The organism is Candidatus Tisiphia endosymbiont of Piscicola geometra, assembly GCF_964026415.1.
GTDB lineage: Bacteria > Pseudomonadota > Alphaproteobacteria > Rickettsiales > Rickettsiaceae > Tisiphia.
Map to the genome: position 1 here is coordinate 780,132 of NZ_OZ032144.1, position 26,353 is coordinate 806,484.

General features: G+C 33.5%; 23 protein-coding genes, 2 tRNA genes, 1 other RNA gene and 1 pseudogene. 14 read left to right on the forward strand and 13 right to left on the reverse strand.

Annotated elements, in window-relative coordinates; translation table 11 throughout:
* Positions 1 to 3: 3 nt before the first annotated feature.
* From AAGD26_RS03675 to AAGD26_RS03685, 3 genes are read right to left on the reverse strand one after another with little or no spacing between them, the layout of a single operon-like run.
* Positions 4 to 669: an ABC transporter ATP-binding protein gene (locus AAGD26_RS03675; protein ID WP_341751125.1), complete on the reverse strand. Its 666-nt coding sequence runs from the start codon at positions 667 to 669 to the stop codon at positions 4 to 6.
* Complete coding sequence (locus AAGD26_RS03680; protein WP_341748302.1) at positions 662 to 1,909, reverse strand: lipoprotein-releasing ABC transporter permease subunit; 1,248 nt, start codon at positions 1,907 to 1,909, stop codon at positions 662 to 664. Before AAGD26_RS03680 ends, AAGD26_RS03675 begins: the two co-directional genes overlap by 8 nt.
* Positions 1,910 to 3,079 (reverse strand): MFS transporter, encoded by a 1,170-nt coding sequence (locus AAGD26_RS03685; protein ID WP_341751126.1) that lies wholly within the window; start codon positions 3,077 to 3,079, stop codon positions 1,910 to 1,912.
* Positions 3,080 to 3,308: 229 nt separating this feature from the next.
* Between AAGD26_RS03685 and metK the strand changes: the two genes are divergently transcribed.
* From metK to htpG, 3 genes are read left to right on the forward strand one after another with little or no spacing between them, the layout of a single operon-like run.
* Entirely contained in the window at positions 3,309 to 4,454 is a 1,146-nt protein-coding gene (gene metK, locus AAGD26_RS03690; protein WP_341751127.1) for a methionine adenosyltransferase, read from the forward strand.
* Positions 4,455 to 4,475: 21 nt separating this feature from the next.
* Positions 4,476 to 4,802 carry a DUF167 family protein gene (locus tag AAGD26_RS03695; RefSeq protein ID WP_341751128.1) on the forward strand — a complete coding sequence of 109 codons (327 nt, stop codon included), beginning with the start codon at positions 4,476 to 4,478 and terminating at the stop codon, positions 4,800 to 4,802.
* A gap of 17 nt (positions 4,803 to 4,819) precedes the next feature.
* Complete coding sequence (gene htpG / locus AAGD26_RS03700) at positions 4,820 to 6,679, forward strand: molecular chaperone HtpG (RefSeq protein ID WP_341751129.1); 1,860 nt, start codon at positions 4,820 to 4,822, stop codon at positions 6,677 to 6,679.
* A gap of 97 nt (positions 6,680 to 6,776) precedes the next feature.
* On the opposite strand, the gene AAGD26_RS03705 is transcribed toward htpG, so the two are convergent.
* Complete coding sequence (locus tag AAGD26_RS03705; protein WP_341751130.1) at positions 6,777 to 7,259, reverse strand: ClpXP protease specificity-enhancing factor SspB; 483 nt, start codon at positions 7,257 to 7,259, stop codon at positions 6,777 to 6,779.
* A 245-nt stretch (positions 7,260 to 7,504) separates the two neighbouring features.
* Positions 7,505 to 7,862, reverse strand: a transfer-messenger RNA (tmRNA) gene (ssrA, locus tag AAGD26_RS03710).
* 206 nt (positions 7,863 to 8,068) lie between these two features.
* Between ssrA and AAGD26_RS03715 the strand changes: the two genes are divergently transcribed.
* From AAGD26_RS03715 to AAGD26_RS03740, 6 genes are all read left to right on the forward strand, one after another.
* On the forward strand, positions 8,069 to 8,806 hold the full coding sequence (locus AAGD26_RS03715; RefSeq protein WP_341751131.1) for an ABC transporter substrate-binding protein: 738 nt from the start codon (positions 8,069 to 8,071) through the stop codon (positions 8,804 to 8,806).
* Positions 8,791 to 9,273 (forward strand): flavin reductase family protein, encoded by a 483-nt coding sequence (locus AAGD26_RS03720; protein WP_341751132.1) that lies wholly within the window; start codon positions 8,791 to 8,793, stop codon positions 9,271 to 9,273. Before AAGD26_RS03715 ends, AAGD26_RS03720 begins: the two co-directional genes overlap by 16 nt.
* Complete coding sequence (gene dapB / locus AAGD26_RS03725; RefSeq protein ID WP_341751133.1) at positions 9,270 to 10,022, forward strand: 4-hydroxy-tetrahydrodipicolinate reductase; 753 nt, start codon at positions 9,270 to 9,272, stop codon at positions 10,020 to 10,022. Before AAGD26_RS03720 ends, dapB begins: the two co-directional genes overlap by 4 nt.
* Before the next feature lie 103 nt (positions 10,023 to 10,125).
* Positions 10,126 to 10,419 carry a 50S ribosomal protein L28 gene (gene rpmB, locus AAGD26_RS03730; protein ID WP_341751134.1) on the forward strand — a complete coding sequence of 98 codons (294 nt, stop codon included), beginning with the start codon at positions 10,126 to 10,128 and terminating at the stop codon, positions 10,417 to 10,419.
* Positions 10,416 to 10,643 (forward strand): 50S ribosomal protein L31, encoded by a 228-nt coding sequence (rpmE, locus tag AAGD26_RS03735; RefSeq protein WP_341748295.1) that lies wholly within the window; start codon positions 10,416 to 10,418, stop codon positions 10,641 to 10,643. The genes rpmB and rpmE overlap by 4 nt, the downstream gene beginning before the upstream one ends.
* 262 nt (positions 10,644 to 10,905) lie before the next feature.
* Positions 10,906 to 10,982 (forward strand) — tRNA-Met (locus AAGD26_RS03740).
* Positions 10,983 to 11,224: 242 nt separating this feature from the next.
* Here AAGD26_RS03740 and ruvX read toward each other — a convergent pair.
* A complete protein-coding gene (gene ruvX / locus AAGD26_RS03745; protein WP_341751135.1) occupies positions 11,225 to 11,698 on the reverse strand; it encodes a Holliday junction resolvase RuvX in 474 nt (157 codons plus the stop codon).
* A 39-nt stretch (positions 11,699 to 11,737) separates the two neighbouring features.
* Between ruvX and AAGD26_RS03750 the strand changes: the two genes are divergently transcribed.
* From AAGD26_RS03750 to AAGD26_RS03760, 3 genes are all read left to right on the forward strand, one after another.
* Entirely contained in the window at positions 11,738 to 13,312 is a 1,575-nt protein-coding gene (locus AAGD26_RS03750) for a phosphoethanolamine transferase (RefSeq protein WP_341751136.1), read from the forward strand.
* A 231-nt stretch (positions 13,313 to 13,543) separates the two neighbouring features.
* Complete coding sequence (lpxB, locus tag AAGD26_RS03755; protein ID WP_341751137.1) at positions 13,544 to 14,707, forward strand: lipid-A-disaccharide synthase; 1,164 nt, start codon at positions 13,544 to 13,546, stop codon at positions 14,705 to 14,707.
* Between the two features lie 293 nt (positions 14,708 to 15,000).
* Positions 15,001 to 15,077, forward strand: a tRNA-Arg gene (locus AAGD26_RS03760).
* On the opposite strand, the gene AAGD26_RS03765 is transcribed toward AAGD26_RS03760, so the two are convergent.
* Positions 15,048 to 15,581 carry a recombinase RecB gene (locus AAGD26_RS03765; protein WP_341751138.1) on the reverse strand — a complete coding sequence of 178 codons (534 nt, stop codon included), beginning with the start codon at positions 15,579 to 15,581 and terminating at the stop codon, positions 15,048 to 15,050. The two genes, AAGD26_RS03760 and AAGD26_RS03765, sit on opposite strands and share 30 nt — an antisense overlap.
* A gap of 229 nt (positions 15,582 to 15,810) precedes the next feature.
* Between AAGD26_RS03765 and AAGD26_RS03770 the strand changes: the two genes are divergently transcribed.
* Both AAGD26_RS03770 and AAGD26_RS03775 read left to right on the forward strand, forming a co-directional pair.
* Positions 15,811 to 16,347, forward strand: coding sequence for an IS630 family transposase (locus tag AAGD26_RS03770; RefSeq protein ID WP_341751139.1), 537 nt, complete (start codon positions 15,811 to 15,813; stop codon positions 16,345 to 16,347).
* Positions 16,348 to 16,512: 165 nt separating this feature from the next.
* Positions 16,513 to 17,367: an Rpn family recombination-promoting nuclease/putative transposase gene (locus tag AAGD26_RS03775; RefSeq protein WP_341751140.1), complete on the forward strand. Its 855-nt coding sequence runs from the start codon at positions 16,513 to 16,515 to the stop codon at positions 17,365 to 17,367.
* Positions 17,368 to 17,950: 583 nt separating this feature from the next.
* On the opposite strand, the pseudogene AAGD26_RS03780 reads toward AAGD26_RS03775, so the two are convergent.
* From AAGD26_RS03780 to AAGD26_RS03805, 6 genes and pseudogenes are all read right to left on the reverse strand, one after another.
* Positions 17,951 to 18,418, reverse strand: a pseudogene (locus AAGD26_RS03780) (IS3 family transposase); the annotation flags it as partial.
* 64 nt (positions 18,419 to 18,482) lie between these two features.
* Entirely contained in the window at positions 18,483 to 19,745 is a 1,263-nt protein-coding gene (gene ltrA / locus AAGD26_RS03785) for a group II intron reverse transcriptase/maturase (RefSeq protein WP_341751141.1), read from the reverse strand.
* 498 nt (positions 19,746 to 20,243) lie between these two features.
* Positions 20,244 to 20,993 (reverse strand): IS3 family transposase, encoded by a 750-nt coding sequence (locus AAGD26_RS03790; protein ID WP_341751142.1) that lies wholly within the window; start codon positions 20,991 to 20,993, stop codon positions 20,244 to 20,246.
* A gap of 98 nt (positions 20,994 to 21,091) precedes the next feature.
* Positions 21,092 to 21,964: a hypothetical protein gene (locus AAGD26_RS03795; RefSeq protein WP_341751143.1), complete on the reverse strand. Its 873-nt coding sequence runs from the start codon at positions 21,962 to 21,964 to the stop codon at positions 21,092 to 21,094.
* Positions 21,965 to 22,097: 133 nt separating this feature from the next.
* Positions 22,098 to 25,703, reverse strand: coding sequence for a hypothetical protein (locus tag AAGD26_RS03800; RefSeq protein WP_341751144.1), 3,606 nt, complete (start codon positions 25,701 to 25,703; stop codon positions 22,098 to 22,100).
* Positions 25,704 to 25,762: 59 nt separating this feature from the next.
* Positions 25,763 to 26,323 carry a hypothetical protein gene (locus AAGD26_RS03805; RefSeq protein ID WP_341751145.1) on the reverse strand — a complete coding sequence of 187 codons (561 nt, stop codon included), beginning with the start codon at positions 26,321 to 26,323 and terminating at the stop codon, positions 25,763 to 25,765.
* Between the last annotated feature and the right edge of the window lie 30 nt (positions 26,324 to 26,353).

Here is a 26,353-nt window from a genome sequence, read left to right on the forward strand (position 1 = left end):
CGCCTATTTCAGCTCTCCATACTGCAATTCATACACTCTATGCATCTTATGTGCCATTTCATGATTATGAGTTACCACAATAATAGAGGTATGTTGTTGTTTGGCGGTTTTAAGTAATAAGTTAAAAACCTCATTAGCAGTATTAGGATCTAGATTACCAGTAGGTTCATCAGCTAAAATAATTTTAGGATTATTAATTAAGCTACGAGCGATAGCTACTCTTTGTTGCTCTCCACCAGATAGCTCACCCGGCATATTATGTATTTTATTGGCTAGTCCTAACTCTGATAATAGCTCTTCTGCCTTCTTAAGAGTTAATTTATAACTATCGCCAGCAATTAATTTTGGCATTGCTACATTCTCTAAGGCAGTAAAATCTTTGAGTAAATGATGTTGTTGATAGACAAAACCTATATTACGCAGTCTTATTATATGAGCATGATTTTGGCAATAGTTTGTTGACTCTATCTGCACCTCTCCATTATTTGGGGTATCAAGTAGACCAGCTATATGCAGTAAAGTTGATTTACCGCTACCAGAAGAGCCTATTATGGCAACTAGTTCCCCTTGCATTACAGTTAAGTTAACATTACTTAATACTTCAATAATAGATTTTCCCTGCTTATATTTTTTAGAAATATTTTTTAACATTAATACAGCTTTATTCATAACGCAAGGCATCCACAGGATTTAACTTAGCAGCTTTATATGAAGGATAAATTGTTGCACAAAAACATAAAACTATAGAGATAGTTGATACTAATATAACATCTTCTAATCTTACCTCTGACGGTAGAGTGTATAAAAAATAAATCGCTGCTTCAAAAATTTTAGTACCGGTTACTTTCTCCAAGATATTTCTAATAGACTGGATATTATAAGCAAAGCTTGTACCCAATATGATACCTAAAATCGTACCGAGCAAACCTATAAACATACCATTACAAATAAAAATAAGCATAATCTGCCTAGTACTTGCACCAATAGTACGAAGCACTGCAATATCTGAAGTCTTATCTTTAACTAACATAAACAAGCTAGACACGATGTTAAAGGCTGCTACCATAATAATCAAAGAGAGAATAGTAAACATTGCTATCCTTTCAACAGCTAAAGCATTTAGAAACTGTAAATGTGATTTCTGCCAACTTGTCACTCGTAATTTTGATCCTAAAAGATTTTGTATCTCCCAAGCATAAATTCCCGCGTTACTCGGCTCTATCGTTATTACTTCGATTAGATTAATAACTTCCTTGAAAGACAGAAAATTTTGGGCAGCAATAAGTGGCATTAAAATAGTTGCTGAATCATAATCATACATACCACTAGTGAAAGTAGCCACAACCCTGAATTCTTTAGATCTAGGCATACTACCAAAAGCAGTAGAAATTGAATTGGGAGAAATTAATTTTATTTTTGTACCCGCTTGAACTCCTAGGTTACTAGCAAGTTCATTACCAACTGCTACCACATCTGTACCAAAAAAATCGGTAAAATCTCCAGTATTAACATTCTGTAAAATTTGATTTTTATATTTGAGTTCAGTTAAATCTATACCTTTAATTATAGCACCACTATTCATTCTTTTACCTAGTGCAAGAGCTTGACCGACAATGCTTGGAGAAATATGTTTTATATAATTCTGACTAATTAATTTTTTGTTAATTTCATCATAATTTGCGATAGAACGTGATACTGGTGTTATGCTAATGTCACCATTAAGACCAATAATGTTTTTAGTCAGTTCATAATGAAAACCGTTCATAACGGACATAACCACTATCAATGCAGCAACACCGATAGTTACACCCATCAAAGAAACACCAGCAATAATAGAAACAAATCGCTCATTCTTCTTAGCTCTAAAATATCGAACTGCTACTTTTAGAATAAAATTATCTTTTATCATTTATTTAGGTTCATCAAATATTCTATCTACTTGCAATAATTTATAACAACCAATCAATGCTATAACTATAGTGATGCACATAACAATTGCTAATGGCTTAAAAGTACCCTGATAAAAATAACTAACCAACTGCAAACATAATGCGGTAACAATCAATCTTCCTGATACCAATATAGCAGTAATTCTGCCTTTAGCATTTGGTATAATCTCTATCGCCAAAGGCCATAAAATATTACAAGGGAATATCATACCAATAGCCACTAGTTGTGTTACTATTGTTATGGTTAATGGGTCATTAGTCTTGCATATCACCAAAACTATAGCGGCAATTATAAAAGCTACAAGTGCTAAAATACTAAAGAAAAAACATTTTTTTTGTCCAAAATTCTTTAATAAATAACCACTGCTAAAGCTTACAGCCGAAAATACTGCAGCCATTGCTCCCTGATAAAAACCAAATTCTTGAATAGACACTCCTATATCTCGCATATACAAGATAGGAGAGATACCAATAAAAATCCAATAACCTTGAAAAAGCATTAATAAGGTTATTATATAATAAATAGCTTCTCTCGATTTAAAGACCAAGCCATACTCTTTTAGAGATATTTCAACATTATAATTTACCTGCCCTTTGGGAATAAATAATAGACCAATTATCAAACAAAATATCCCAAATATTAACAGTATAGCAAAATTACCTCGCCAACTAAGCAAAAAATTTACATAACTTCCTATTACCGGTGCAAAAGCCATGGCTAAACTAACTGCACCATTTAAAGTCCCCATCATTTTTTGTTGTTGCTTAACCGAATATAAATCAGCAAGTACTACATAGCCTAACACAGCTACCCCAGATATACCAATTCCTTGCAGAAATCTACCAAGTAGTAACATGTAATAATTAAGACCAAACACACAAAAGATACTACCAACAATAAATATTATAAGACCTATAATAATAATTACTCTTCTGCCAAACCTATCTCCTAAATTTCCTACTATCAAGGAAGTAACACAGTGGGCTATGAGATTTATTCCTAATAAAAATTCCACCTTAAAAGTAGAAAGATTAAAAGTATCTTGTAAATCTGGAAAACTAGGAACAAATAAATCCACTTCAGCCCCAGATAAAACTTCCATAATTAAAATAGTAATAAACAAATTCATAAAAAAATATATACTCCTTACAAATGAAGAGTTGATAAACAACAAGGCAATTTAAACTTCATAATCAACAGTTAATATAAACATAAGCAAAGCTACCTGCTAACCACCTGCTTTTTTGTCTAAATTTTCCAGTTCATTATATACTTAAACTTCACAATTTGTAATACTTACTCTATAACTCCTTAATATTCAATCTTAATGTTCAATACTAACTTTAGGAAATAATATTATGACAAATTATCATTTATTTACTTCTGAGTCTGTCTCTGAGGGACATCCAGATAAAATGGCTGACCAAATTTCAGATGCTATACTGGATGCAATTCTTAAGGAGTATCCAAAAAAGAGTCGGGTAGCATGCGAAACACTTATAAAGACTGGACTAGTATTTATAGCTGGAGAAATCACAACAGATGCTTGGGTTAACATTGATCAAATAGTACGCAATATTATAAGAGAGATAGGCTATACTAGCTCTGATATAGGTTTTGACGCAGACTCTTGTAGTGTGATTACTTCAATAAGTAATCAATCTCCGGATATTGCATTAGGTGTAGATAATCGTGAAGATCATGAAATAGGTGCTGGTGATCAAGGTTTGGTGTTTGGGTACGCAACGAATGAGACTCCTACATTTATGCCTGCACCAATTATCTATGCTCATAAATTAGTTATGAGACAAGCTGAACTCAGAAAAAAGGGCATTTTGCCTTGGTTAAGACCAGATGCTAAAAGCCAAGTCACTTTTAAATATGTTGAGAATAAACCAGTTGGTATAGACACCGTTGTACTTTCTACGCAGCATCACCCTAATATCTCTCATGCTGATTTAGTAGAAGCAGTAATTGAAGAAATCATTAAGCCTGTGTTACCAGATGAATGGATTGATAAAAATACTAAATATCTTGTGAACCCAACAGGAAGGTTCGTAATTGGAGGGCCTTTGGGAGACTGTGGACTTACAGGAAGAAAAATAATAGTTGACACTTACAGTGGAATAGCACGCCACGGTGGCGGATGTTTTTCTGGTAAGGATCCAACAAAAATCGATAGATCTGCATCTTATGCAGCAAGATATCTAGCAGAAAATATTGTAGCAGCAGGTGTTGCACAGCGTTGTGAGATTCAAATTTCTTATGCTATTGGAGTTGCCCAGCCAGTTTCTATAAGTATTGAAACGTTTGGGACTAGCAAAATGAGTGAATCAGCAATAATTGAATTAATAAAGAATAATTTTGATTTGAGCCCAGGCGGTATTATAAAAAAACTATCTTTATATAATCCAATTTATCTTAAAACAGCATCATATGGGCATTTTGGACGGGAAGATCAAGATTTTCCTTGGGAAAGAATAGATAATATAATGGGACTATAAAATAAGTTGATAATGCAATATATGAGTAAGATTTTTAACTATAACCCCAATAAAAAATTAGCCATTATTGCTCTTAAGGTTAAAGCTAACGCAAAGACAAATAAGATAGGCGAGTTTGTCATAATTAATAATCAATATCATCTAAAATTATCTATAAAAGCAGTTCCAAAGGATGGTAAGGCTAACGATGCTATTGTCAATTTTCTATCCAAAGAATGGAAAATTTGTAAAAATAATTTTGAGATAATATTAGGTCACACTAATATTTTAAAACTCTTAGCAATAAAAAATATTGAATTAGACTATTTAAATTTACATTTAAAACACTATATACATAACATTAAATAGTATTATAGGACTTAACTATGACCCAAGAAAAAAAGAAATTTGACGCTGAAGTTGGTAAGATTTTAAACTTAATGATCCATTCTCTTTATACTAATAAAGAGATTTTTATGCGTGAGTTAATATCTAACGCTTCGGATGCTTGTGATAAATTAAGATATTTAGCCCAAAGTGATGCAAAACTTATTGCAGATGATCCTATCTTTAAAATTACTGTAAAAATTGATAAAGATAAAAGGCAGATTATTATTAGAGATAATGGTATTGGTATGAACCGAGAAGATTTGATCGATAATCTAGGAACTATTGCAAAGTCTGGTACAGGGAATTTCTTAAACAACCTGTCTGGAGATGCTAAAAAAGATAGTATGTTAATAGGACAGTTTGGCGTTGGATTTTATTCAGCTTTTATGGTTGCTGATAGCATTACTGTTACCTCACGAAAAGCAGGAGAAGAGAAAGCTTATGTTTGGCAGTCAGATGGTCTTGGGGAATATATTGTTGATGATTTTGCTCATGATTTTACCAGGGGAACTGAGGTAGTTATTCACGTTAAGCTAGAAGAAGATAGTTATATTGATCATTTTAGATTGAAGCATATAGTTAAAAGTTATTCTGATCATATTGCCATACCTATATACTTTTTTGATGAATCAACTAATAATGAAATACAGCTCAATTCAGCTTCTGCGTTGTGGACAAGACCGAAATCTGATTTGACTTTTGAACAATATAAAGAATTTTATAAAGCTTTATCTTATTCGATGGACGATCCTTGGTTAACTATTCATAATAAAAATGAAGGTACTGTTGAATTTACTAATTTGTTATTTATTCCGTCAACTAAGACTTTTGATTTATTCCACCCCGATCGTAAGAGAAGAGTAAAATTATACATCAAGAGAGTTTTCATTTCTGATGAGAATGTAGACTTAATACCTTCTTACCTAAGATTCCTAAGAGGGGTAGTAGACTCAGAGGATTTACCTCTTAATATTAGCCGCGAATCTTTGCAGCATAATAGTACTTTAGAGAAGATTAAAGCTGCAATAACCAAAAAAGTATTGGGGGAACTCAAAAAGAAAAAAGACGAGTCTATAGAGGAATATAGCAATTTCTGGTCCAATTTTGGGGCTGCTTTAAAAGAAGGATTATGTGAGGCAACTAGTGATCATGATAAATTACTTGAAACATGTATATTTAAAAGTAGCCTTTTAAGTAAAATGATTAGCCTTGATGACTATATTAGTAACTTTAAAGAAGGACAGGATACCATATATTATCTTAGCGGTGATGATCCAGCAAAATTACTCTCTAGCCCTCAAATAGAAGGATTTTTGAGCAAAAATATCGATGTACTGCTATTTACTGATACAGTTGATGATTTTTGGGTTAATGTTAATAGTAGCTATAAAGGTTACGCCATCAAATCAGTTACTAGAAGTGATATTGATTTAGAGAAATCTGAGCAAAAAACTGAGGATATCAAAGAAAACAATGATGAATATGCCAAATTAACAGAGTATTTTAAAGAGATATTAGGTAATTTAGTAAAAGATGTAAGGATTTCTAAAAAACTCACTTCTAGCCCAGCTTGCCTTGTCGTTGGTGATGGAGCTATGGATATTCGTATGGAAAGATTCTTAATTGAGCAAAAACAATTAATGGCAGCATCTGCTAAAATACTTGAACTAAATCCTAAGCATAAAATTATTGAGAAAATTAATGCTGATATAATCTCAAATAATAAAGATTCTGCTAATGAAGAATTGGTAAAATTAATGTATGATCAAGCATGTATTCTAGAAGGTGAGCCAGTCAATGATACAGGTGGATTTGCAAAAAGACTTAACGATATGGTGCAAAAAGCTATCTTATAAACTTAACAATCAGATGCAGAGCCGTCTTAAATCTGATTGTTTCTATAATTTCACCGATTTGGGATAAGAATTGACAAATTCTTATCTCAAATTCGCATTATACGGGTTTACTGGGTTTCCGAAATTTGTCCAAAACTATTATATTATCTGCTGAATTAGATTTACTTTTAGAATCGCTAGACATCTTAATTGTTTCTCTTTTCTTCTCGTTAGGCAATTCATTAGATTTGATTGTTTCTAGCTTAAACTTTAGGCTGTAACCATTATTAGGATCAACAAAGCTGATAAGCGAATCAAATGGTACATAGATAGTTTCTTTGATACCATCAAAACTAATTGTTACAGAAAAGCCATTGAGTCCTACAGTTAAATCTTCAAATTGATATTGTATTACTATAGTTATTTCTTTGGGATAACGTTCTTTTATCCTAGAAGATAAAACTACGGCAGGATTATCAGTTTTGTAAGAAATATACAAGAGTTGATTCAGCTGCAACTTATCGGTACGAATTTTTGAAAGAATCTTTTTTACAAATTCCAACATACATTCGTTAAGAAATTGTTGATATGGGGTCTTCATAGTTATAAACTAAACAAAGAAAATAACACAAAACTAGATATAGCTAATCCGAAAATGTTTGATCCATAGTAACAACCTTGATGTCATTCCTAGCTAAAAACGGGAATGACATAGCTTATAGCTAGGTCACATTATAACTAAAACCTTTTCAGGTTAGCTATAGGTTGAACAAAATTTAAATAGTCTTATTCAAACCTTATTCATATGAGGTTTTGTATATCTCTAGTTATGCAAGGTAAAATTCTAGCGGGGCTTTTTCTGTTGCCCGGTTAAGCCCCCAACCGCGTAGGACTAGGCAGCTAGTGCTGCAGTTCCTACGAAACGTTCATTATCATTTGCGTTTCTTTTTTTTAACCCAACGACACAAGGTCCGGCGGAATTATACCGAGTAAAGATAATTTTTTTATTAAGCACGTCGATCCTATTTCGCCCCCATGAAAGCTTATGGATAAAACCTGTACTATCCTTCTATCACAACTTAATTTGGTGGAAGCGTCGGGTACCGCCCCCGAGTCCGCAACCTCTATTCTAAATCACGTTTATTACTATAGCTACAAAAGCAGCAATCTTATACTACAACAATTATAATAGGATGTAAAGGACAAATTTTAAAAAAGTCTATTGTATATACTTATAAGAAGTGCGATAATCAATTAACTTGAGTTCGATTCTAATTCCCGCGTAGGCATTATACCCAGTATAGAAGGATAATTATTACATCGAACTCACGCGAATTTGGGATAAGAATTGACTAATTCTTATCCCAAATTCGGATAACTCAGATTAATTAAAACAGTTATTTGATTTTTATGAAACTAATAAAGCTATTCTTCCTTGTTATATGTTGTTCCTTTTTAATGATTGGTTGTAACAATCAATCTAAAGAACAAAATTTAATAGTTGCAACTTCTGCAGATAACCCCCCTTATGAATTTATCCAAAATGGTCAAATAGTAGGATTTGATATTGACATTATTAATGCTATAGGAGAACAAATAGGGAAAAAAGTTATAATTAAGAATTTTGATTTTAATGGTCTACTTGCATCTTTGACTACTGAAAATGTTGATATAGTGATAGCTGGGTTATCGGTAACCGAAGAGCGTAAAAAACATATTAGCTTTTCAGTTCCTTATATATCAACAAATGTGTCAATATTGTATAGATCAGCAGATAATTTAAAGAATACTGGAGATTTGGATAATAAAGCTGTGGGTGTACAACTTGGTACAACATGGGCGGTAATAGTTCAGGATTTAGCTAAGCAGTTTAATATTAGAATAAATTATTTATCAAATAATTTAATGCTAGTCGAAGAGTTAAAGTCAAAAGTTATAGATGCGGTGGTACTAGAAGCATCCCAATCTAAGAAATTTATTGAGAATAATCCTGATCTTGCTAGCTTCGGTTTAACAGAGTTTTCATCTGAACTAGCTATTGCTATGCCAGAAAATTCTAAACTTATTGATAGTGTTAATAAAGCTATTGCTGAATTGACAGAAGATGGAACAATTAGCCGTATTACTAAAAAATGGCTTCAACAGTGAATTCCGAACGATTTAAACAAGCTCTTAGCACTTTGCCTACAGGTGTTACTATTATCACTACTTTATACAATAATAAGCTATTTGGTTTTACTGCAGATTCCTTTACCTCAGTTTCCTTGTTACCACCTTTGGTATCGTTTTGTCTTGGTAAACAGGCTTTTAGTATGAGTGCTTTTACTAGTAGTAAATATTTTGCTGTTAGTATTCTAGCTGAGGATCAAGAAGATATTTCTAGGCATTTTTCTAAGTTTAACACTGATAAATTTGCGGGTATTTCGTATAATTTAGGGTGTACTACTAATTGCCCTTTGATTGAGGGGGCAGTTTGCCATATTGAATGCAACAAATTTAGTCAATATGAAGTAGGAGATCATGTTATATTGGTTGGTGAGGTGATAAATACTATAGTGAACAGTAACTTAAACCCACTAGTACATTGTTTAAGACAATATAGAGGATTAAAATGACTGTTTGTATAGGTGTTTGTGGTGCAACTGGTAAAATGGGGCAGATGATAATTCAAAGAATGAATGGATTTAATGCTTGTACACTTTCTACAACATTTACTAGAAAAAATAGCATAGATGATCTTGCTGAGTTTTGTCAGAATTCTGATGTAATTATCGACTTTTCTAGCAGTGAAATATTAGAAAAATTACTTGATTATGCTATTAGCTACAACAATAAATTAGTGATTGGCACTACTGGTCTAACTCAATATCAGCTTGATCACTTAAACTCAGCTTCCAAAAGCTTGGCTATATTATATTCAGCTAATATGAGTTTAGGTGCGAACTTACTTACAGTACTGGCAGAAAAGGCAGCAAAAATTCTAGATAATACTTACGACATAGAGATTCTAGATTGTCACCATCGTATGAAGAAAGACGCACCTTCTGGTACAGCTATAATGTTGGGTAAGGCTGTAGCTAAGGCTAGAAATTTAGATTTTGATGAATATGCAGTATTTGATCGTAGTCAGAAAGGTCAAAGACAGCCTGATGAAATTGGTATTAGTTCTATTAGGGGAGGGCAGGTACATGGGGAACATGAAGTGTTATTTTTAGGTAATAACCAAGTTCTTAGTATAAAACATCAAGCATTAAGTAAAGAATCCTTTGCTGATGGGGCAATTCAGGCTGCCATTTGGTTATTTGATAAACCAGCCGGTCTTTATTCAATGCGTGATATGTTCTCGCTACTTCAAAGGTGTTGACGATTTTTACATTAAAGTTTACATAATATTAATATACATATTGACATAAGACCTTATTATATAGTATAATCCTGTGTTATAAATTATGGGAAGGGAGATCACGATGTCTCGTAGATGTGAGCTTAGTGGAGTAGGTGTTTTATATGGTAATAAAGTATCGCACTCACAAAGAAAAACTAGAAGACGATTTGAACCTAACCTAAGGGTGGTGAGGTTTGCAAGTGATCTGACGAAGCAAGAATATAAGCTTTCGGTAAATGCCAAATGTATGCGTTCTGTTGAGAAAGCAGGTGGTTTTGATACATATATGCTTAAAATATCATGTGATGTACTCTCAGATAAAGCAAAGGTAATTAAAAGAAAGATAGCTGAGAAAAAAGTTGGTGCTTCATTATGAAAACTGGAATACACCCAAAATATAAAAAATTCAAAATTATTATTAGTAAGGATGTTTTTGAAACAAACTCCGGTGGTCATGCAGAAGAGATTTTGATGGATGTTGATTATAGGAAACATCCAGCATGGACTAAAGAATCTGGAAATGTTGTTAACCAATCTAATAAAAATATCAGTGACTTTAATAAGAAGTTTGCTGGGCTTAGTTTTGGTAAAAAAGTATAGCTAGGCTTTTACTCAAGGTGGATGTCATCCTAAGCGGGGTGGAGGATTTGTTAAAACTAAGTAGTTTAGGTTCTGAAATAAATTTAGGGTGACGTCATGGTAAGTGTGTGCGTGTATTATAGGAGTGTCTACGAATTGAATAATTTTTAGGAAAAATGTAGAAGAGTATACCGCAAGCAGTACGCAAATATACGTAAGGAACGGAAGCAAGTTTTGACAATAAAATTACCAAGAAGAATCAATTCACAGGTACTTCCATTATCGTGGGGTGGAGCAGTTTGGTAGCTCGTCAGGCTCATAACCTGAAGGTCGTTGGTTCAAATCCAACCCCCGCAACCAATTATGGTACGAGTTTTAGTCTATCTGAGTTTGTTCTTGCAGTGTCCCATATATACTGATGAAAATCAAGAATTGCGTTGTCATTATCCAAGATTCTAGCGATACTCACGTACTAATATGTATGCCTAGCACCTCGATTTGGTAATTCCTGCTACTATCATGATTTTGATTCTATCGTCTATCAACTCTTCATTTACGAACAGTATATGACGTCTATGTATTTTTATTACACTAGGATACACTTAGGTTCTGTGGAGTTTCTTAATAGAATCTAAAGTAGTTTCTAAAATCATACTTGCTGCGATTGAATCATCTTTTTGGTTACGTTCTCGTCTTTTGATTCCTAGCGATTTTAATAAACTATTGGCAGCAAGAGAAGTAAGTCTTTCATCTTGTAGATATATAGGAAGATTTATGGCTAAGCTAAGCTTTTTGCTAAATTTTAATACAATCGCAGTTTGATCACTAGCCTGACCATTCATACTAATCGGTAGCCCTACGACAACACCACAGCTAGAATAGGTTGTGATCAAGTCTAATATTGATTTGATCTTATTTTCTTCTGTTATCTCATATATAGTTTTTATAGGCATAGCGATGGTATGTTCTTGATTTGAGACAGCGATGCCTGTTTTTCGTGTCCCATAATCAACAGATATAATTGGTCTATTAACTTGTAAAAGTTGAAAAAACTCTTGCAGTGTTGATGTTATCATGATACCTAAGTTACAATCATACAAAAGCACGTTATTTATATGTTAAAACTAATCCAAAAACATTTAGATAGTAAACTAATCAAACTATCTTTGGTGTTCTCTTTTATTTATTGTCTACTTTTTAATTCAGCAGTTATTGTTTATAAGTTCAGCTACTACAAATTCACTTTTTTAAAAGCAATATTGGAGTTAAGTAAGGACTCTATTTATATTTGCTTTACTTGCTTTATCATTTTTTTTGGTTTAACTATCCATCGACTTGTTTTTATAATAGGAGCAATATTTTTATTTATAACGGGAGCAATTGCCAGCTATTATCTATATCTTTTCAAAATTTCTCCTACAAAAGAGATGATGGGTAGCTTTTTCTCTACTGACTTCAATGAAGTATATGAGATAGTTAGTATTAGGCTAATTGTTTGGCTAATTTTTAGCATAGCTACTTGTATTTATACGATGAAGCATTTCTCTATTTTAGATAGTAAACTATTTGTTACAAAATTACTAGCGGCAATTTGTCTTTTAATTACCATTAATAATATTATTATGCCGCAGTTTAATTTGCTAAGGGGTTATTTTCCTATCCAATATTTACATAACACATATTTATCTTTAAATAGCAAAAGAAGTGCAATGCGTGATGATATAAGTAAGAAGTTTTCTTTCATTGATCAATCGGATCAAAATATTACAGTGGTACTTGTAATAGGAGAATCAGCACGATTTGATCATTTTGGTATTAATGGTTATCACAGGGACACTACGCCATATTTAAGTTCTGTTGAAAATCTTTTTTCATTTAAAGCACAGTCTGCTTCCAATCACACACATCTTTCTGTTCCATCTCTTCTATCTCGCCATCCTGCGAGTAGCTTAGACAAAAGTACAAAAGAAACGAGTTTTTTGTCAATTTTTACCATGCTTGGTTTTAACACTAATTGGATTGGCACTCAGAATATAGTAGGATACTTAAGAAGTAAAAACCCAATTACAATTTATGATGAAGTTAGGTTTACTATGATACCTGGTGGTTCTATTTTATTAAGGAGGCTTGATCACGATGGAAAAATGTTACCTCATATTGAAAATAATATTGTAAATTCTACTACTAAAAATGTTTTAGTTATCCACACAGCTGGTAGTCATTGGAAATATTCTGCTAGATATCCTAAAGAATTTCAAAAATTTACTCCTAAGTGTAATTCCATTACTAAGGTAGATCAGAGCAGTTGTGATATTGAAGAGTTGATTAATGATTACGATAACACCATTTTATATACAGATTTTTTTTTGTATAATGTAATAGATCTATTAAAAAATAGTAACGCTATCCTAATATATGTTTCTGATCATGCAGAATCTTTGGGAGAACATGGTTATTACGGTCACGGTGGACCTATGATCCCAGAACAAACCACAGTGCCTTTTCTAGTTTGGATATCGGATGAATTTAAAAAAAGACATCCTGATTTGGTAAGTTCTATAGCCAATCATTTAGGCTCTGAAATTAGTCATGACTATGTATTTCATTCGATCCTTGATTGTGGTGGCATTCATTCTGCTGTGATTGACAAAAATTTAAGCCTATGTACCCCCATTCGGGATAAGAATTAACTAATTCTTATCCCGAATTGGCTTTAATATAAGGAAAAATGCATTCTTAAAGCGGTTTTGCAAATGCATTTTAAACCTTTCTAAAGCTAAAAACATGATTTTAAAAGATTAATTTAACAATCAGATGCAGAGCCGTCTCAAATCTGATTGTTTCGATAATTTCACCGAATTTGGGATAAGAATTGACAAATTCTTATCCCGAATTCGCGTTATGTAGTAAGCAGAGGTTAAATGGCTAAAATTTATCTAATTGCTGGTGAAATCTCGGGAGATTTTATAGGGAGTCATTTGATACAAAGCCTAAAAGATCTCTATAAGTTGGAGGAGATACAATTAGAGTTCGTTGGTGTAGGGGGAAGCAAGATGGAAGAAGCGGGGTTAGAGCATAGCCTTTTCCCGATTAGTCAAATAAATCTTATGGGTTTCGTCGAAATTATACCACATATTTTTAAGATCACTAAGCTAATCAAGCGTACTATTGCTGATATAATTCAGCATGCCCCAAATTTGTTAATTACCATAGACTCGCCAGGCTTTACTTATAGAGTAGCAAAGAAGATTCGAGCAGCTAGACCCAATTTAAAGATTATTCACATTGTTGTGCCCTCTGTTTGGGCATACAAACCTTCTCGGGCTATGAAATATGCTAAAATTTATGATCATTTGTTGGCTTTACTGCCATTCGAGCCACCGTACTTTCAGAAGGTAGGTCTAGATTGTCGGTATATTGGTCATCCAATATTGGAGCAGTATTTTTATGATGATAAAGATAAAGAGCTATTAAAGCAAGAATTACAAATACCTGTTCATTCAGAAGTGTTATGTGTCACTTGTGGTAGCCGCAAAGGTGAAATAACAAGACATGCCCCGGTATTCACGGCGGCGATCAATCTACTAGCAAAAAAATTCCCTAATCTTGAAGTGATATTTGTCACGGCTGAGTCTAGTCATAAATCTTTAATTGAACCATTTTTATCAGATGCAGCATTTAACTACCATTTCTCAAGTGATAGACTTAAGATTTTTGCTGTAGCTACCCTTGCTCTAGCAAAATCTGGCACTAATACCTTAGAAATTGCCGCTTGTAATACTCCAATGATTGTTGCTTATAAATTAAATATCTTAAGCTTTTTATTAATAAAGTTACTAATAAAAATACCTTATATTTCTTTGATTAATATTATTGCTAATAAAGAGATATTACCAGAATTGATCCAATTTAACTGTACTAAATCAAATATAGCAGATAAGCTTACATCACTATTAGTTGACAGGAAAAAAGCAGCACAGCAAGTGAAAGAAAGCAGGAAGATTTTAATAGAATTAGGTTTTAAAAGTCCTAGCTCTCCTTCAAACGTAGCAGCACATATTATAAAGTCAGAGTGTTTAAACTGATATATCATAGTACCCCTCTTGTAAGAACTCGAGAACAAAAATAACGATGAAATTGACTATTAGATACAAGAACCAGTTATATTAGAAGAAAAGTTATTATTTTTTGCACTTGAAAAAGATCATCTTAGCTGATATAAAACAAACATCTTTGTATATATACTCTTCTGCTTTGAAGAATTGGCTTTTGTGAATACTTGCAGGAATTTCGCGTACTCACGTACTTTATGTACTGCTTGCGTTCGCTCATCCCTTGTTTATTTATTGTCGTAATTCTCCAAATCATTTGAGTATACGCACCCTTAGCTCAGCTGGATAGAGCAACGGATTTCTAATCCGTAGGTCAGAGGTTCGAATCCTCTAGGGTGTGCCATTCTTCGATTTTAGTGCATTTTACGAATGCATCAAACGGTGGACGTAGCATAAAGTCTAGCTTTCCGTCTTGTAATTTTAGGTTCGAAAATACTAAATTCATCAATTTACGTTTTCCTTCCGTAGTCGAACCTTTAAAGGTTTCTAACGCTCCGGAAGCCAGTTCTACTAGGTTAACCAAGCATTCTGAAAATTTATCATCAGCATTATTATGGCTTTCTATTTCTCTCACGATATCTTCACGTTTTTGTATTAATTGCTGACGTTTTCCTTCATGATCTTCCTTGCTAATATCACCATCTAAAAATAAATCAGTTAACCTATCCATACGAGTTTTGATCTTAGTATGCTCAGTATGTAGCTCTCCTATACGCATTTTATAAAAACCTTGCTCTATTTTTGCTGAAGCTTTAATATAACTAATTACTTCAGAATGCAATTCAGGCTCTAAATGGAGTGTTGCTAATACTTTTTCTACTTCTTGTAGTATTATTTCTTCTTTCACGTATACTGCTCGTAAATGAAGAGTTGAAGGAAGAGAAGAAAGAAGCTAGAATATGATAATGGGAAATATTTTAACATCTGAACAAAGAACGGCACTGAAGTCACGTCATGGTAATGAACGAGATAGGAGAGTATGTGACCGAATTAAGGCAGTTTTGCTGTATGATAAAGTTTAGAGCTATGAAGAAATAGCAGAAGCATTGCTGTTAAGTGAAGAAGCTATATATTTTATGGATAGCGTTCATCCTCAGTATCAAACAAAAGCCCGTTATGGTTGGATCAGAAAGAATCAAAATAAAACTTTACCAACATTTAGTGGCTGGAAAAGGAAGCATTTAATAGGAGCAATTAATTTATCTGATTTGCAATTAGTTAGCACAGATAATCCTAAAGTAAACGGTGATTATATAATCAATTTTCTACAAAAATTAGAAGCAGAAAATCCTAATAAAGAGAAGATATATTTGATTTGTTATAATGCTGGGTATCATAAGTCAAAGAAAGTAAAGGAGTATCTAGTAAATAGCAAAATAGAATTAGTATTTTTACCTTCCTATAGCCCTAATCTTAATCCGATTGAACGATTATGGAAATTTATGCATAGAATTGTAACAAATAATAAATTTTACCATAATTTTGCTCAATTCTCAGAAGCTATAGATAGATTTTTTGCTAATATTGATAAATACAAAGGTAATTTGATTACTCTTATAACTGACCAATTTCAGACTATAACTTTTAATCATTTTGCCAACTCTTCAGGTTAATTGAGTATATCCATGGAAACTCAATGCATTTATAGCGTAGCGTGCATTGAGTTTTCATGGATATGCTATTAGTTTCTGCATTATATTTTTCACATTATATTACTTAGTGCTTTATAATTTCTGTGCTATACTAGCTTTATAATTGATAACTACCTAATAGCATATATGGATAAAATAACTCCTCGAGTCGATTTGGCATTTAAGAAAATCTTTGGTGTAGAAGAGAATAAGGACTTGCTGATATCCTTGATTAATTCTATCGTTGGACAAGTGGATCAAGTGGCAGAGATAACGCTGCTTAATCCATATAATCCTAAAAACTTTAAGAAGGATAAACTCTCAATATTAGACATTAAAGCCAAATCTGTTGATGGCAAAAGGTTTAATATTGAAATTCAAATTAGCGACGAAGCTGATTATGATAAGCGAGCTTTATATTATTGGGCTAAATTGTATACTGAGCAATTAAAAATCGCTGAGGACTACTCTCTTTTATCTAAAGCTATTGGTATTCATATTCTAAACTTCACTTCTATTCCAAGTGTTGATAAATATCATAATGTTTTTCATATAGTTGAAAAAGATAGTGGATTGGTGTATTTCAAGGATCTCGAATTACACACTATCGAACTCAATAAGTTTACTAAGAATTCTCAAGAAGAATTACCTGACATCGTAGCTAAAGTAAAAAACTCTTTAGATATGTGGACAGCTTTTCTAACAAGACACGATCTACTGAACAAAGATAATTTGCCTAAAGAATTAGACAATGCCAGCTTAAAAAAAGCTCTAACAGTGCTAGGTGTTATGAACTTTACTGACGAAGAAAGGGAGGCTTATGAAGATCATCTTAAATGGCTGCGTATCGAAGCTAATACTCTGAAAAAACAACTAGAAAAAGGTAGAGTGGAAGAAAGAATAGCTATAGCTAGAAAATTACTTAAAGAAAATATGACATCTGAGCATATAGCTAATATTACTAGTTTAAGTATTGAAGAAATCAACAAACTACTAAAATAGTATATTAGCCATATGGTTATTGGAAGTTTTAGGGTTGTGTACTGGTATTATAATATAGATGCTGATTTATAGCAATTCTTACATCGATTTGGGTTCGTAAATCATCCACTAGAGTCCACCAATACTTTTAGCAACATTTCGGTTAGAAGCATGATACTCATGGTATTTCCTCCGGTTAATTAGACTAAATATTTAATAGTATAGAAAATTTTATTACTTGTCAATTTACAATTAATTTGTAGGTTTTTTTGGCAGAAGAGTTGATAATAACTATATACTGCTCGTAAATGAAGAGTTGGTAGGCGATAGTATAACTTCAAGAAGAGCTAGGCAGTAGCAAAGTCGGGCAGCGTAGCGTACATGAGTAACTAGGCAGCTTCGATCTTTGGTCGCGGGAACGCCAATTCTTGAAGTTCTACCTGAGTATACTCAATTAACCTGAAGAGTTGGCAAAATGATTAAAAGTTATAGTCTGAAATTGGTCAGTTATAAGAGTAAGCAAATTACCTTTGTATTTATCAGATACTGGACTGAAAAATCAAGACAAAAAAAATAATAATTTTGTTTCCCATTTTTGCATTTTTCAAGCTGCAATTTGTTCATAATTTTGCATAGAATTTAGATAGACATTCATGGGCTTTTTGTAACCAATACTTGAATGAAATCTTCTATAATTATAGTGATTGATGTAATCATCAATACCACGCTCTAGCTCTTTAACATCTTTAAAATCATTAATAAATATACAATTATATTTTAAAGTTCGGAAAAACCTCTCCATAATTATATTATCAATACTTCTTCCTTTACCATTCATCGAAACTTTAATGTTATGCTCTTGTAAAATTTCAATGTGTTCATGACTAGTATATTGACTGCCCTGATCACTATTAAATATCTGCGGTGCAGGATATTTGTTAAGTGCATCCCGCAATACTTCAGTTACCAAACTTACATCCATACTATTTGACAATTTATAACTCAACACAGCTCTACTATGCCAATCTATAATTGCCGCCATGTACATAAATCCCGAATTAGTTCGAACATAAGGGTGAGTAGACTGAAGCATTGCAGCTTCAGCCCCTCTCAGAACGGTGCGTGAACCTCTCAGCTCACACCGCTCCCACCATTTTAGCCTTTGGATATATTCCTAATTTCCAATGTATAAAAGCTTCAGGATTAAGATTTGCTAATCTATTTAGATATTCTCTTGCACGTCTTTTATGCCATGCAAGTTTCTTATATTTTCTTCTAACCCACCGCTCCAAATACCAATTCAGGTGCTTCCATATGTTGTGCATTGCCGATGGATAAAACTGCCCATAATAGTTATACCAACCTCTTAACTCAGCTTTAAACATTTCCGAAAGTTCAGATAAGGACTTGTCATTCTTAAGCTGAATGTGCCAACTCCTTATGGTTTGTATGATTGCTTTCTTAGAGTTATTACTTATCGCAGGTAAGAAATTTGGATGAACCATGCCTTGTTTGTTTACACATCTTCTTGGTCTAAAACTATATCCGAGAAAGTCAAAGCTGATTCGTTCATATTCATCACGACGATTATTGTCCTTACAATATATAATACCCGACTTATCAGGATGTATCGTAAGGCCACATTCCTGGAATCGTTGTCTAATAACTTGTAACACATATTCTGCCTGTTCTTGACTCTGACAATGGAGTAAACCATCATCAGCATAACGACAAAATGCTACACTTGGCATTTCTCTTCTTACCCATGCATCAAATACATAATGTAAAAATAAATTTGCTAATATTGGACTTATCACTCCTCCTTGAGGTGTTCCCTTATCGCGCATAATAATATTTCCATCTTTATCTTGCAATGGTGCTTTAAGCCACCTTTGTACGTAAAGTAGTACCCATTTGCACTTACAATGTTTCTCCAATGCTTTCATTAATAGTTTGTGATCGATATTATCAAACAAACCTTTGATATCAAATTCAACAACAAAGTCATATTTCCAGCATCTTGCTCTTGTAACTGCTATGGCATCATGTGCAGATTTCTTTGGGCGATAACCATATGAATCTTCGTCAAATATGGACTCAACTAATGGCTCAAGTACCATCTTCACTACAGTTTGTGCTATTCTATCCGAAATAGTTGGAATCCCAAGGATTCGTTCTCCACCTGATTTCTTTGGAATAGGCACAGCTTTTACTGCAGGAGGAAAATAGCTGCCTGAGGACATACGATTCCATATCTTATACAAATTATCTTTTAGGTTTCGCTCAAATTCTTCCATAGTTTGTTGTTCAACTCCTGCTGCACCTTTATTATTCTTAACACATTGGTATGCTTGCCATACATATTGCTTAGAAATTTCAAAAGGCTTTACTGTCTTCATAAGCTCCTCCTAAATAAATTTAGTTGACACTGTGATGAACAGCTAAAATGGTCAGACACCTTCACTCCATTGCCATTACAGCAACTTCATCATTACTACATGTCTGTCCGCCCCTGTGTATACGCATCAGTACTATCAGCCTCACGGTTTTATTTCCGCTTGTACCTTTCCTTTAACATCGTTGCACAGGTTCCCGTGTTCAGCTTGAAAGCCTTGACTTAAGCTCACGCCACCTCTATGCCGGATGCCACCTAGCCAGTAAACAGGTTCCCGCTAAATTTATCCCAAAGCAACATCACCTCCTTGGTTTTGACATCATCTGAAGCACTTTCGACACTTGAACGGTGGTTCACTGTTGTTCGTCTTCTTAAGTCTATACCTGACACCTCAAGGATGCCTTTTCTGCATCGCTCACGACAATGCCCTTAAACAATTGCCGCATGCAGTGGTTTGCAGCCTATTCCTGTAAATCGACTGCGAAGGACCTACCTTCATCTCTCAAGCCTCTTGGCACGGCACACTGATATCTCCGCTCCAAACCTCGTTAGCGTTAGGTACGTGTACAGTCCTAGTTGTACCTAGATTAGTCCAATATTTATCAAGCAAATAACTATAAATTTTATGCTGTTTATCTTTTCCAAATGTTAACTTTTTCCTCTTTGGATAAATAGCCTCTATGCCAATCATATTCATATATTTTAGAACCCGATCCTTACCAATAAACAAGCCATCTTCTAATAATTGTCTATGGATATAACGATAACCAAATTCAGGATTATCAGTATATATTTCATCTATTTTATTTAAAATATTTAAGTTATACCCACTAAATGGTTTTGCTTTATAGTACATTGAAGAACGATTAATCTTTAATAATTCATATTGCCTTGTCTTTGGTAACATTGCTAGCTTGAAATCGACAAGTTCTTTTCTATTTGATAAGTCCAAGCTTTGTAGCTTTCCCACAGCCCAATCTCTCTCTACTATTGTTTTTCCAAGCGTTTTCGCTAATTCATCATTTTGTTCTTTCAGCATATTAATTTGTTCCTGATATTTACTTACCAGTTTTGCTGGTTCAAAAGCCAATGCTGCATTTGATATAAATTGTTTCTTCCAATTACTAATTGTCTTGGAGTTTATCTCATATTTTGATGCTATCACTGATAATGGACTCTCTTCTTTCAGCACTTCTAATACTATCCTAGTTTTTTCTTCAGCACTAAAAACTCTTGCTTTTTCTTTTGTCATTTTTCCTCCTAATTTTTTCTTATTATTTTATCTTAATTAGGAAACTTTTTACTCTATTTTCTTGTCCATTTTCTTCAGTCCATTATACTTCACTGAATTCATAATTCTAAACCACCACATACTTCTGTATGACCGATAAACTCAACGCTCTTATCATACTCATCATAACACAAACTAGGGTTAAAATTTTTGGTGCTAAAATACAATGCTTTTGGATTACTATATGTACGTACTAGGTTACTACCATCAAATAAATGCTTCAAAGCATCTCTTTCTTTTGTATTATGCAAAGAAACAGCTACCTCTCCATCCCCACCTTTAAAAACACCAACATCACCAATTTTTTGACTATGACGTACTATAATATGATCTCCTTGTAATTCTAGTGGGTCCATTTTATTATCAAATATAACCTTTAATTGATCCTTTCCCCCAGCCTTTATTGCATAGTACTTCTTCATATTATGTGCCACCGAATAAGAAGCAAACTCTATATCTAAGCCATTTACTGTATGAGAAACTTTGCATTTATGTAATTCTGACACAAAAGGCTTTAATGTTGTATTTAATTCACGTACAAAAGTAGTTAATGTGTATTTTAATTCTACGTTACTAGCACAGTAATGATCCAACATTTCCATAAAATGCTTACCTTGTTTACCACAAAATGTGACATGCAGCATTTCATAAGGATCAGACTGCTGATTTAAGTGAGTCCCGTGTCCTTTCATTTCCACATGTTCACATTCTGTTCCTTTTTTTATAGCTTCAAATACTCTTTTTGTTGCTCCTACATACTCTGCATCAGATCGTAGTAAATGCGATCCCGATCCACTACTCGTATTTATGATACTATCAAGCTTTGTTAACGCTTCGTTATATCTACTAAATAAACTTGTTAGCTCAGGTTTTATTGCGTTTTTTACAGAAGTTATGCTTGATAGTGGCTCAGAACTTGTTCTTGACTTCATATATACCCTCTATATTTCTTTGTTAAAAAAGTATTCTTAAAGGGAAGATATTACATTTTCTTACTATATTCAATAGATTTACAAAATTCTTTTATCAGGTAATTTAATGGTTACCTATCAAGGTTACATTTCATCAATTACCCTTGTAATTTGGTAAAATCTTTGCCTTAGCATAGATTTTTAATATACTAACTGGATAAGGCTTATCGACCTTAAAAGTCACATCAATATCAGTTTTAATTTCTCCGTGCATAATAAAATTCACCCAGCCTGATTGGTAAGGAGTGGCAAATAAATCACATACTTCTTTAGTGGCTGTTGATGTTAAATATTTTTTATCATTAACCAATCTAATCAACGCATCACTATCTACATATCTACTATTGATATGTTGCCTGTCTATTTGCCCATTATCAAGCCTTTCTTCAATATAACCACCTTTACTATTAAAGAGTTTTAATCCAAGTTCCGCATCTTTTTTCGGAGCGTGTTCTACTTCATCCGGGAATATCAGAGGAAAAGTTTGTAATATCGAAGAATAAGGAAAACCTACCGACAAATGTCTTACTGGCTGTTTTAGCTTAATCAGTTCATTATCGATAATTCGTAAATCATGTAATTCTTCGTCACCAATAATAGATACGACAATTTTCTGAAAAATTGGCAATATAGTTGCAATATTTATTTGCTGAAATGATGGCAAGCAGTTACGGGCTATACTACTTAATTCATAACCACCAATATCAGGAAATAGTTTTTTAAAAACTGGAAAATATCTTTTTGATAATAGTAAATATTTCTCTAATTTTATGCTCTTCTCATCTTCAAGGATATCTTTCAGTAAAACCGGATGAAAGCTCGGCATAATTAACTGACAATACTCAATAATGTTACGCTGCAAATAAGCTAGCCCTTCTTTGAGTTCTTGCATTTGCTCAAATATTCTATCCGCTAATGTCTCAGTATAACCTTCTTCGCTATATATCGATGCCCTAGAAGACGATAATGAGGACTTACGATCTCTTTCCATTATCGGGGCAATTCTGTTTGTTACTTCATCTACAATTTCATCGATAGTTTGACTGAAATCATTAGACAAAATATATTCTTTAATATCTTGGCTAAGTGGTTCATCAAGTATGATACTCCTTAAGCGATCAACTATTTCTTCTCGTCTTTTTGAATTGGTCAGCTCATAAATCTTGTTGTCATTATCTATTTGTTGTAATTTATCGATTAATTGATTAGTAATAGTTGATAATTTATCATTTATTTGTTGCTTACTAGTATGTTGATTAAATCCAATAATTTGCTGGTCAATTAATTGTTTGGTTTGCTCACCAAATATATATTTAGTCAGTTCCGGATGAGCGATATTTAGCAATTCCGAGTAAAAATCCACTCCAGTTTTGGCAAAAAACTTTTGTAAATTAACTAGCAGTCCGGATTTTTTATCACTATCCTGCTCGGCATAATATAGCAATATTTTCTTATTGAGGTGACTAACCGCTAGTCGCATTTCTTGTATCTCTCTACTTATTTCAAATTGCAGTTCAATATTCTGTTTGGCAGTTGCCATAATATCTTGCACCGTACCAGCAATGAACCTAATTAGTTCGGTATTTAGCTTTTTTATTTGTACACAAATAGTTGGACGAAAAGAAAAAGCACTATTAGGTAAATATTCCATCAAACCACCATCTCTTAAAATAGCTGGTGCATCTATTTCATTTAGTAGCTCCACGGCTTCAATAATATCACCACCAAGTCGCTCCCCATCATATAATAATTGCTCGATTGTCACAAAGCTTTCAGGATTATTTAAAAACAGATTGTCTAACTCTGCATAAATACACGAGAATATTCGATGATAGGCAAAAGATACCGCCAAAATATTCATAATCTTAGGCAAATAATTTTGATAATATTTTTGTAAAAAATTCTCTATCTCAGCTCTATGTTCATCATAATTAGCAACTAGCCTATTTTTGTATTTAAAACAATCACCAACATTATCGAGCTTAAGTCTCAAAATAGTTTCTGCTTGAGCTTGTACAATATGCTCTAGCTTGGTTATATCGCCTCTAAACTCATAAGCACTATCGTCTTTTAATGCCTGTATGATTGTTCGGTAGGCGGCATTCTCTCCGGGCTGTTGAATATTCACATGACAATCAGCATAAACTGCTTTATCGGTAACAAAATGCTTAGCAGAAAAATAACGAGTTTGCAGCACTTCTAGATATTCCTTGCTGCTTGTCCCAGTATCATCACTTCTCCGAACATGCAAATATAACATGTCGGCACTTTCCGCATAGATTGGTGTGACGCCTAATACTTGACCGTTGCCACCTAGCCAATGTTGTGACCAGCCCATAATTTTTAAATCATGCGAATAGATAAAACTAGCAAAAGAGCCATTTTTTAGCACTGCTACTATCATTGAAAATGGACTATTACAGCCGACAATTTGCCTAATACCACCAGCAAATATATGCTCAGCATAGGCAGTGATGTCTGATATCTGAAAACCGCCTTTTTCTTGTGAATAATACAAACTATTGATTTTACAACCATTACCTTCAACAAAAAAGATAGTCTTACCGATTACTACTGGTTTCAGTGGTGATATCGGTAACTCAATCTCTTTATGGATTTTAACAAACTCTCCCTTAGCTCGATCTCCTTCTTTGACTAAATAAATGCCATCACTAGTACCTAATAATAATTCATCGGCAAAAGGCACTGACCATAGGACATTATCAAAAGTCGCGGAAGAGAAAGTAGCTGAAAAAGCAGTTAAAGGATTACGAGCCTCTAGTAAAGTTCTATATGCCATCCTAAAATCACTAAAATCTCCTTTATAGCTTGCCCAAATTGAATGAATATTTTTATTAACCCCAAAGCACCATAATCGGTTTTCAAAAGTAACCACTGAAGTACAATATAATTTCTCCGACGTGGCTTGGTAGATATTGCTTTGCCCAGTTGATAGGTTAGCTGCTCGTTGGTGAATAGCTTTTAGCTCATCATTAATTTTGTCTACCTCTGCTCCGTAGATTACTTCATTAAAAGGTTTTTGTATTAAGCGTTCTCTTTGGTCACTTCGTCCTGTCGAAAAATAGTTAACTTGGCATTTTAGTGGTTCAATGATAAACATCTTATCTTTGTTAGGGAAATTGCTGGCTAGCTCATAGCTGCTACTGGACGCTATCTCAGCTCTTTCACCATATTCTACCTGTCTCTTTCTTGCCTCCGTTTCAATATGTTGGTAAAATTGCTCGACAATTTGCGGATCAATGGAGAATTTAAAAATTGGTCTCTTATCACCAAATGAAATATAAGCAATTCCTTGAAACACTACATAAGAAAAATCCTTAGGACGAAAATGAAAATTTTGCCCTTCATCCTGTATAACTTTACTAGTTAACAACAATTCACCACCAACAAAGAATAAGCAACGAGTTTCTAGCTGATGCGATTCAAAAACCAGCAAGTAGGATAATTTCCTTGAGAACATCACAGCTGCCATTTTCCTTGGTACATTGTCACTGAACAAATGAACAAACTGCGTACCATGTCTTCGCATAATGCCCCCTGAGGGTAACAACATGAAGTTGATCAGCTTCTTAACGCCGTTCTGATACAAAGCCAGCTCTGTTCTTCCCTCAATAGTTGGGGTTAGCTCACCACCTGAGAAGTTATTTTTTTGCGAATATACAAACTGCTCTTGTTGCATAATATTTTTTAATTATTAGTAGTTACTTTAATAAAAAGTATTCTACCTAAGGTTAAATGTCAACATTCGCCGGAATTAATCAGATTATAATCAACCGCGTAAATCCTTCTTGTTTCTTCTAATTTGATCAAATATTGTTTCTTTAGTCCATCAGTAAACACACTATCGGAATACATAGCAAATGATACTTGTGAGGCTAACGATAAAGCCGCTAATAACTTAAAGCTGCTTGGCACTTGTTGCCAAATAGCCGTATCGTTATTTAGTAAATTATCAACAATCTTTCTGCTGTAGTAAAAAAGCGAGGTAAGTTTACCACCTTTGAAGTAAATCTTACCTGCTTCCGTATAAAATTGTAGATTAGATGGTACTATTACCGCACATTTAATACAATCATTAATGTCCGGTACTTCGGTAAAGTTTTGTCTATTACCTTCGATATTATCGACTCTCCGTAAGGCAAATGACCATTTAACCATTAGCACAGTATCTTCAATGGCAGGATTAACAAACTCCTCACACAATTCCTCAGTTTTTGATACTCTACCACCACCAATGCTACTAATACCAACATTTGACCCAAGTAGTACTACTGCCTTCTTGATAATCTCATATTTCACGGTAGTTACACTAATGAATAAATTTTTAAG

Bases quoted from the DNA above. Each gene is read 5' to 3' on its own strand.
- AAGD26_RS03675 (WP_341751125.1), bottom strand. From the start codon at position 669: ATGAATAAAGCTGTATTAATGTTAAAAAATATTTCTAAAAAATATAAG.
- AAGD26_RS03680 (WP_341748302.1), bottom strand. From the start codon at position 1,909: ATGATAAAAGATAATTTTATTCTAAAAGTAGCAGTTCGATATTTTAGA.
- AAGD26_RS03685 (WP_341751126.1), bottom strand. From the start codon at position 3,079: ATGAATTTGTTTATTACTATTTTAATTATGGAAGTTTTATCTGGGGCT.
- metK (WP_341751127.1), top strand. From the start codon at position 3,309: ATGACAAATTATCATTTATTTACTTCTGAGTCTGTCTCTGAGGGACAT.
- AAGD26_RS03695 (WP_341751128.1), top strand. From the start codon at position 4,476: ATGAGTAAGATTTTTAACTATAACCCCAATAAAAAATTAGCCATTATT.
- htpG (WP_341751129.1), top strand. From the start codon at position 4,820: ATGACCCAAGAAAAAAAGAAATTTGACGCTGAAGTTGGTAAGATTTTA.
- AAGD26_RS03705 (WP_341751130.1), bottom strand. From the start codon at position 7,259: ATGAAGACCCCATATCAACAATTTCTTAACGAATGTATGTTGGAATTT.
- AAGD26_RS03715 (WP_341751131.1), top strand. From the start codon at position 8,069: ATGAAACTAATAAAGCTATTCTTCCTTGTTATATGTTGTTCCTTTTTA.
- AAGD26_RS03720 (WP_341751132.1), top strand. From the start codon at position 8,791: ATGGCTTCAACAGTGAATTCCGAACGATTTAAACAAGCTCTTAGCACT.
- dapB (WP_341751133.1), top strand. From the start codon at position 9,270: ATGACTGTTTGTATAGGTGTTTGTGGTGCAACTGGTAAAATGGGGCAG.
- rpmB (WP_341751134.1), top strand. From the start codon at position 10,126: ATGTCTCGTAGATGTGAGCTTAGTGGAGTAGGTGTTTTATATGGTAAT.
- rpmE (WP_341748295.1), top strand. From the start codon at position 10,416: ATGAAAACTGGAATACACCCAAAATATAAAAAATTCAAAATTATTATT.
- ruvX (WP_341751135.1), bottom strand. From the start codon at position 11,698: ATGATAACATCAACACTGCAAGAGTTTTTTCAACTTTTACAAGTTAAT.
- AAGD26_RS03750 (WP_341751136.1), top strand. From the start codon at position 11,738: ATGTTAAAACTAATCCAAAAACATTTAGATAGTAAACTAATCAAACTA.
- lpxB (WP_341751137.1), top strand. From the start codon at position 13,544: ATGGCTAAAATTTATCTAATTGCTGGTGAAATCTCGGGAGATTTTATA.
- AAGD26_RS03770 (WP_341751139.1), top strand. From the start codon at position 15,811: ATGGATAGCGTTCATCCTCAGTATCAAACAAAAGCCCGTTATGGTTGG.
- AAGD26_RS03775 (WP_341751140.1), top strand. From the start codon at position 16,513: ATGGATAAAATAACTCCTCGAGTCGATTTGGCATTTAAGAAAATCTTT.
- ltrA (WP_341751141.1), bottom strand. From the start codon at position 19,745: ATGAAGACAGTAAAGCCTTTTGAAATTTCTAAGCAATATGTATGGCAA.
- AAGD26_RS03790 (WP_341751142.1), bottom strand. From the start codon at position 20,993: ATGACAAAAGAAAAAGCAAGAGTTTTTAGTGCTGAAGAAAAAACTAGG.
- AAGD26_RS03795 (WP_341751143.1), bottom strand. From the start codon at position 21,964: ATGAAGTCAAGAACAAGTTCTGAGCCACTATCAAGCATAACTTCTGTA.
- AAGD26_RS03800 (WP_341751144.1), bottom strand. From the start codon at position 25,703: ATGCAACAAGAGCAGTTTGTATATTCGCAAAAAAATAACTTCTCAGGT.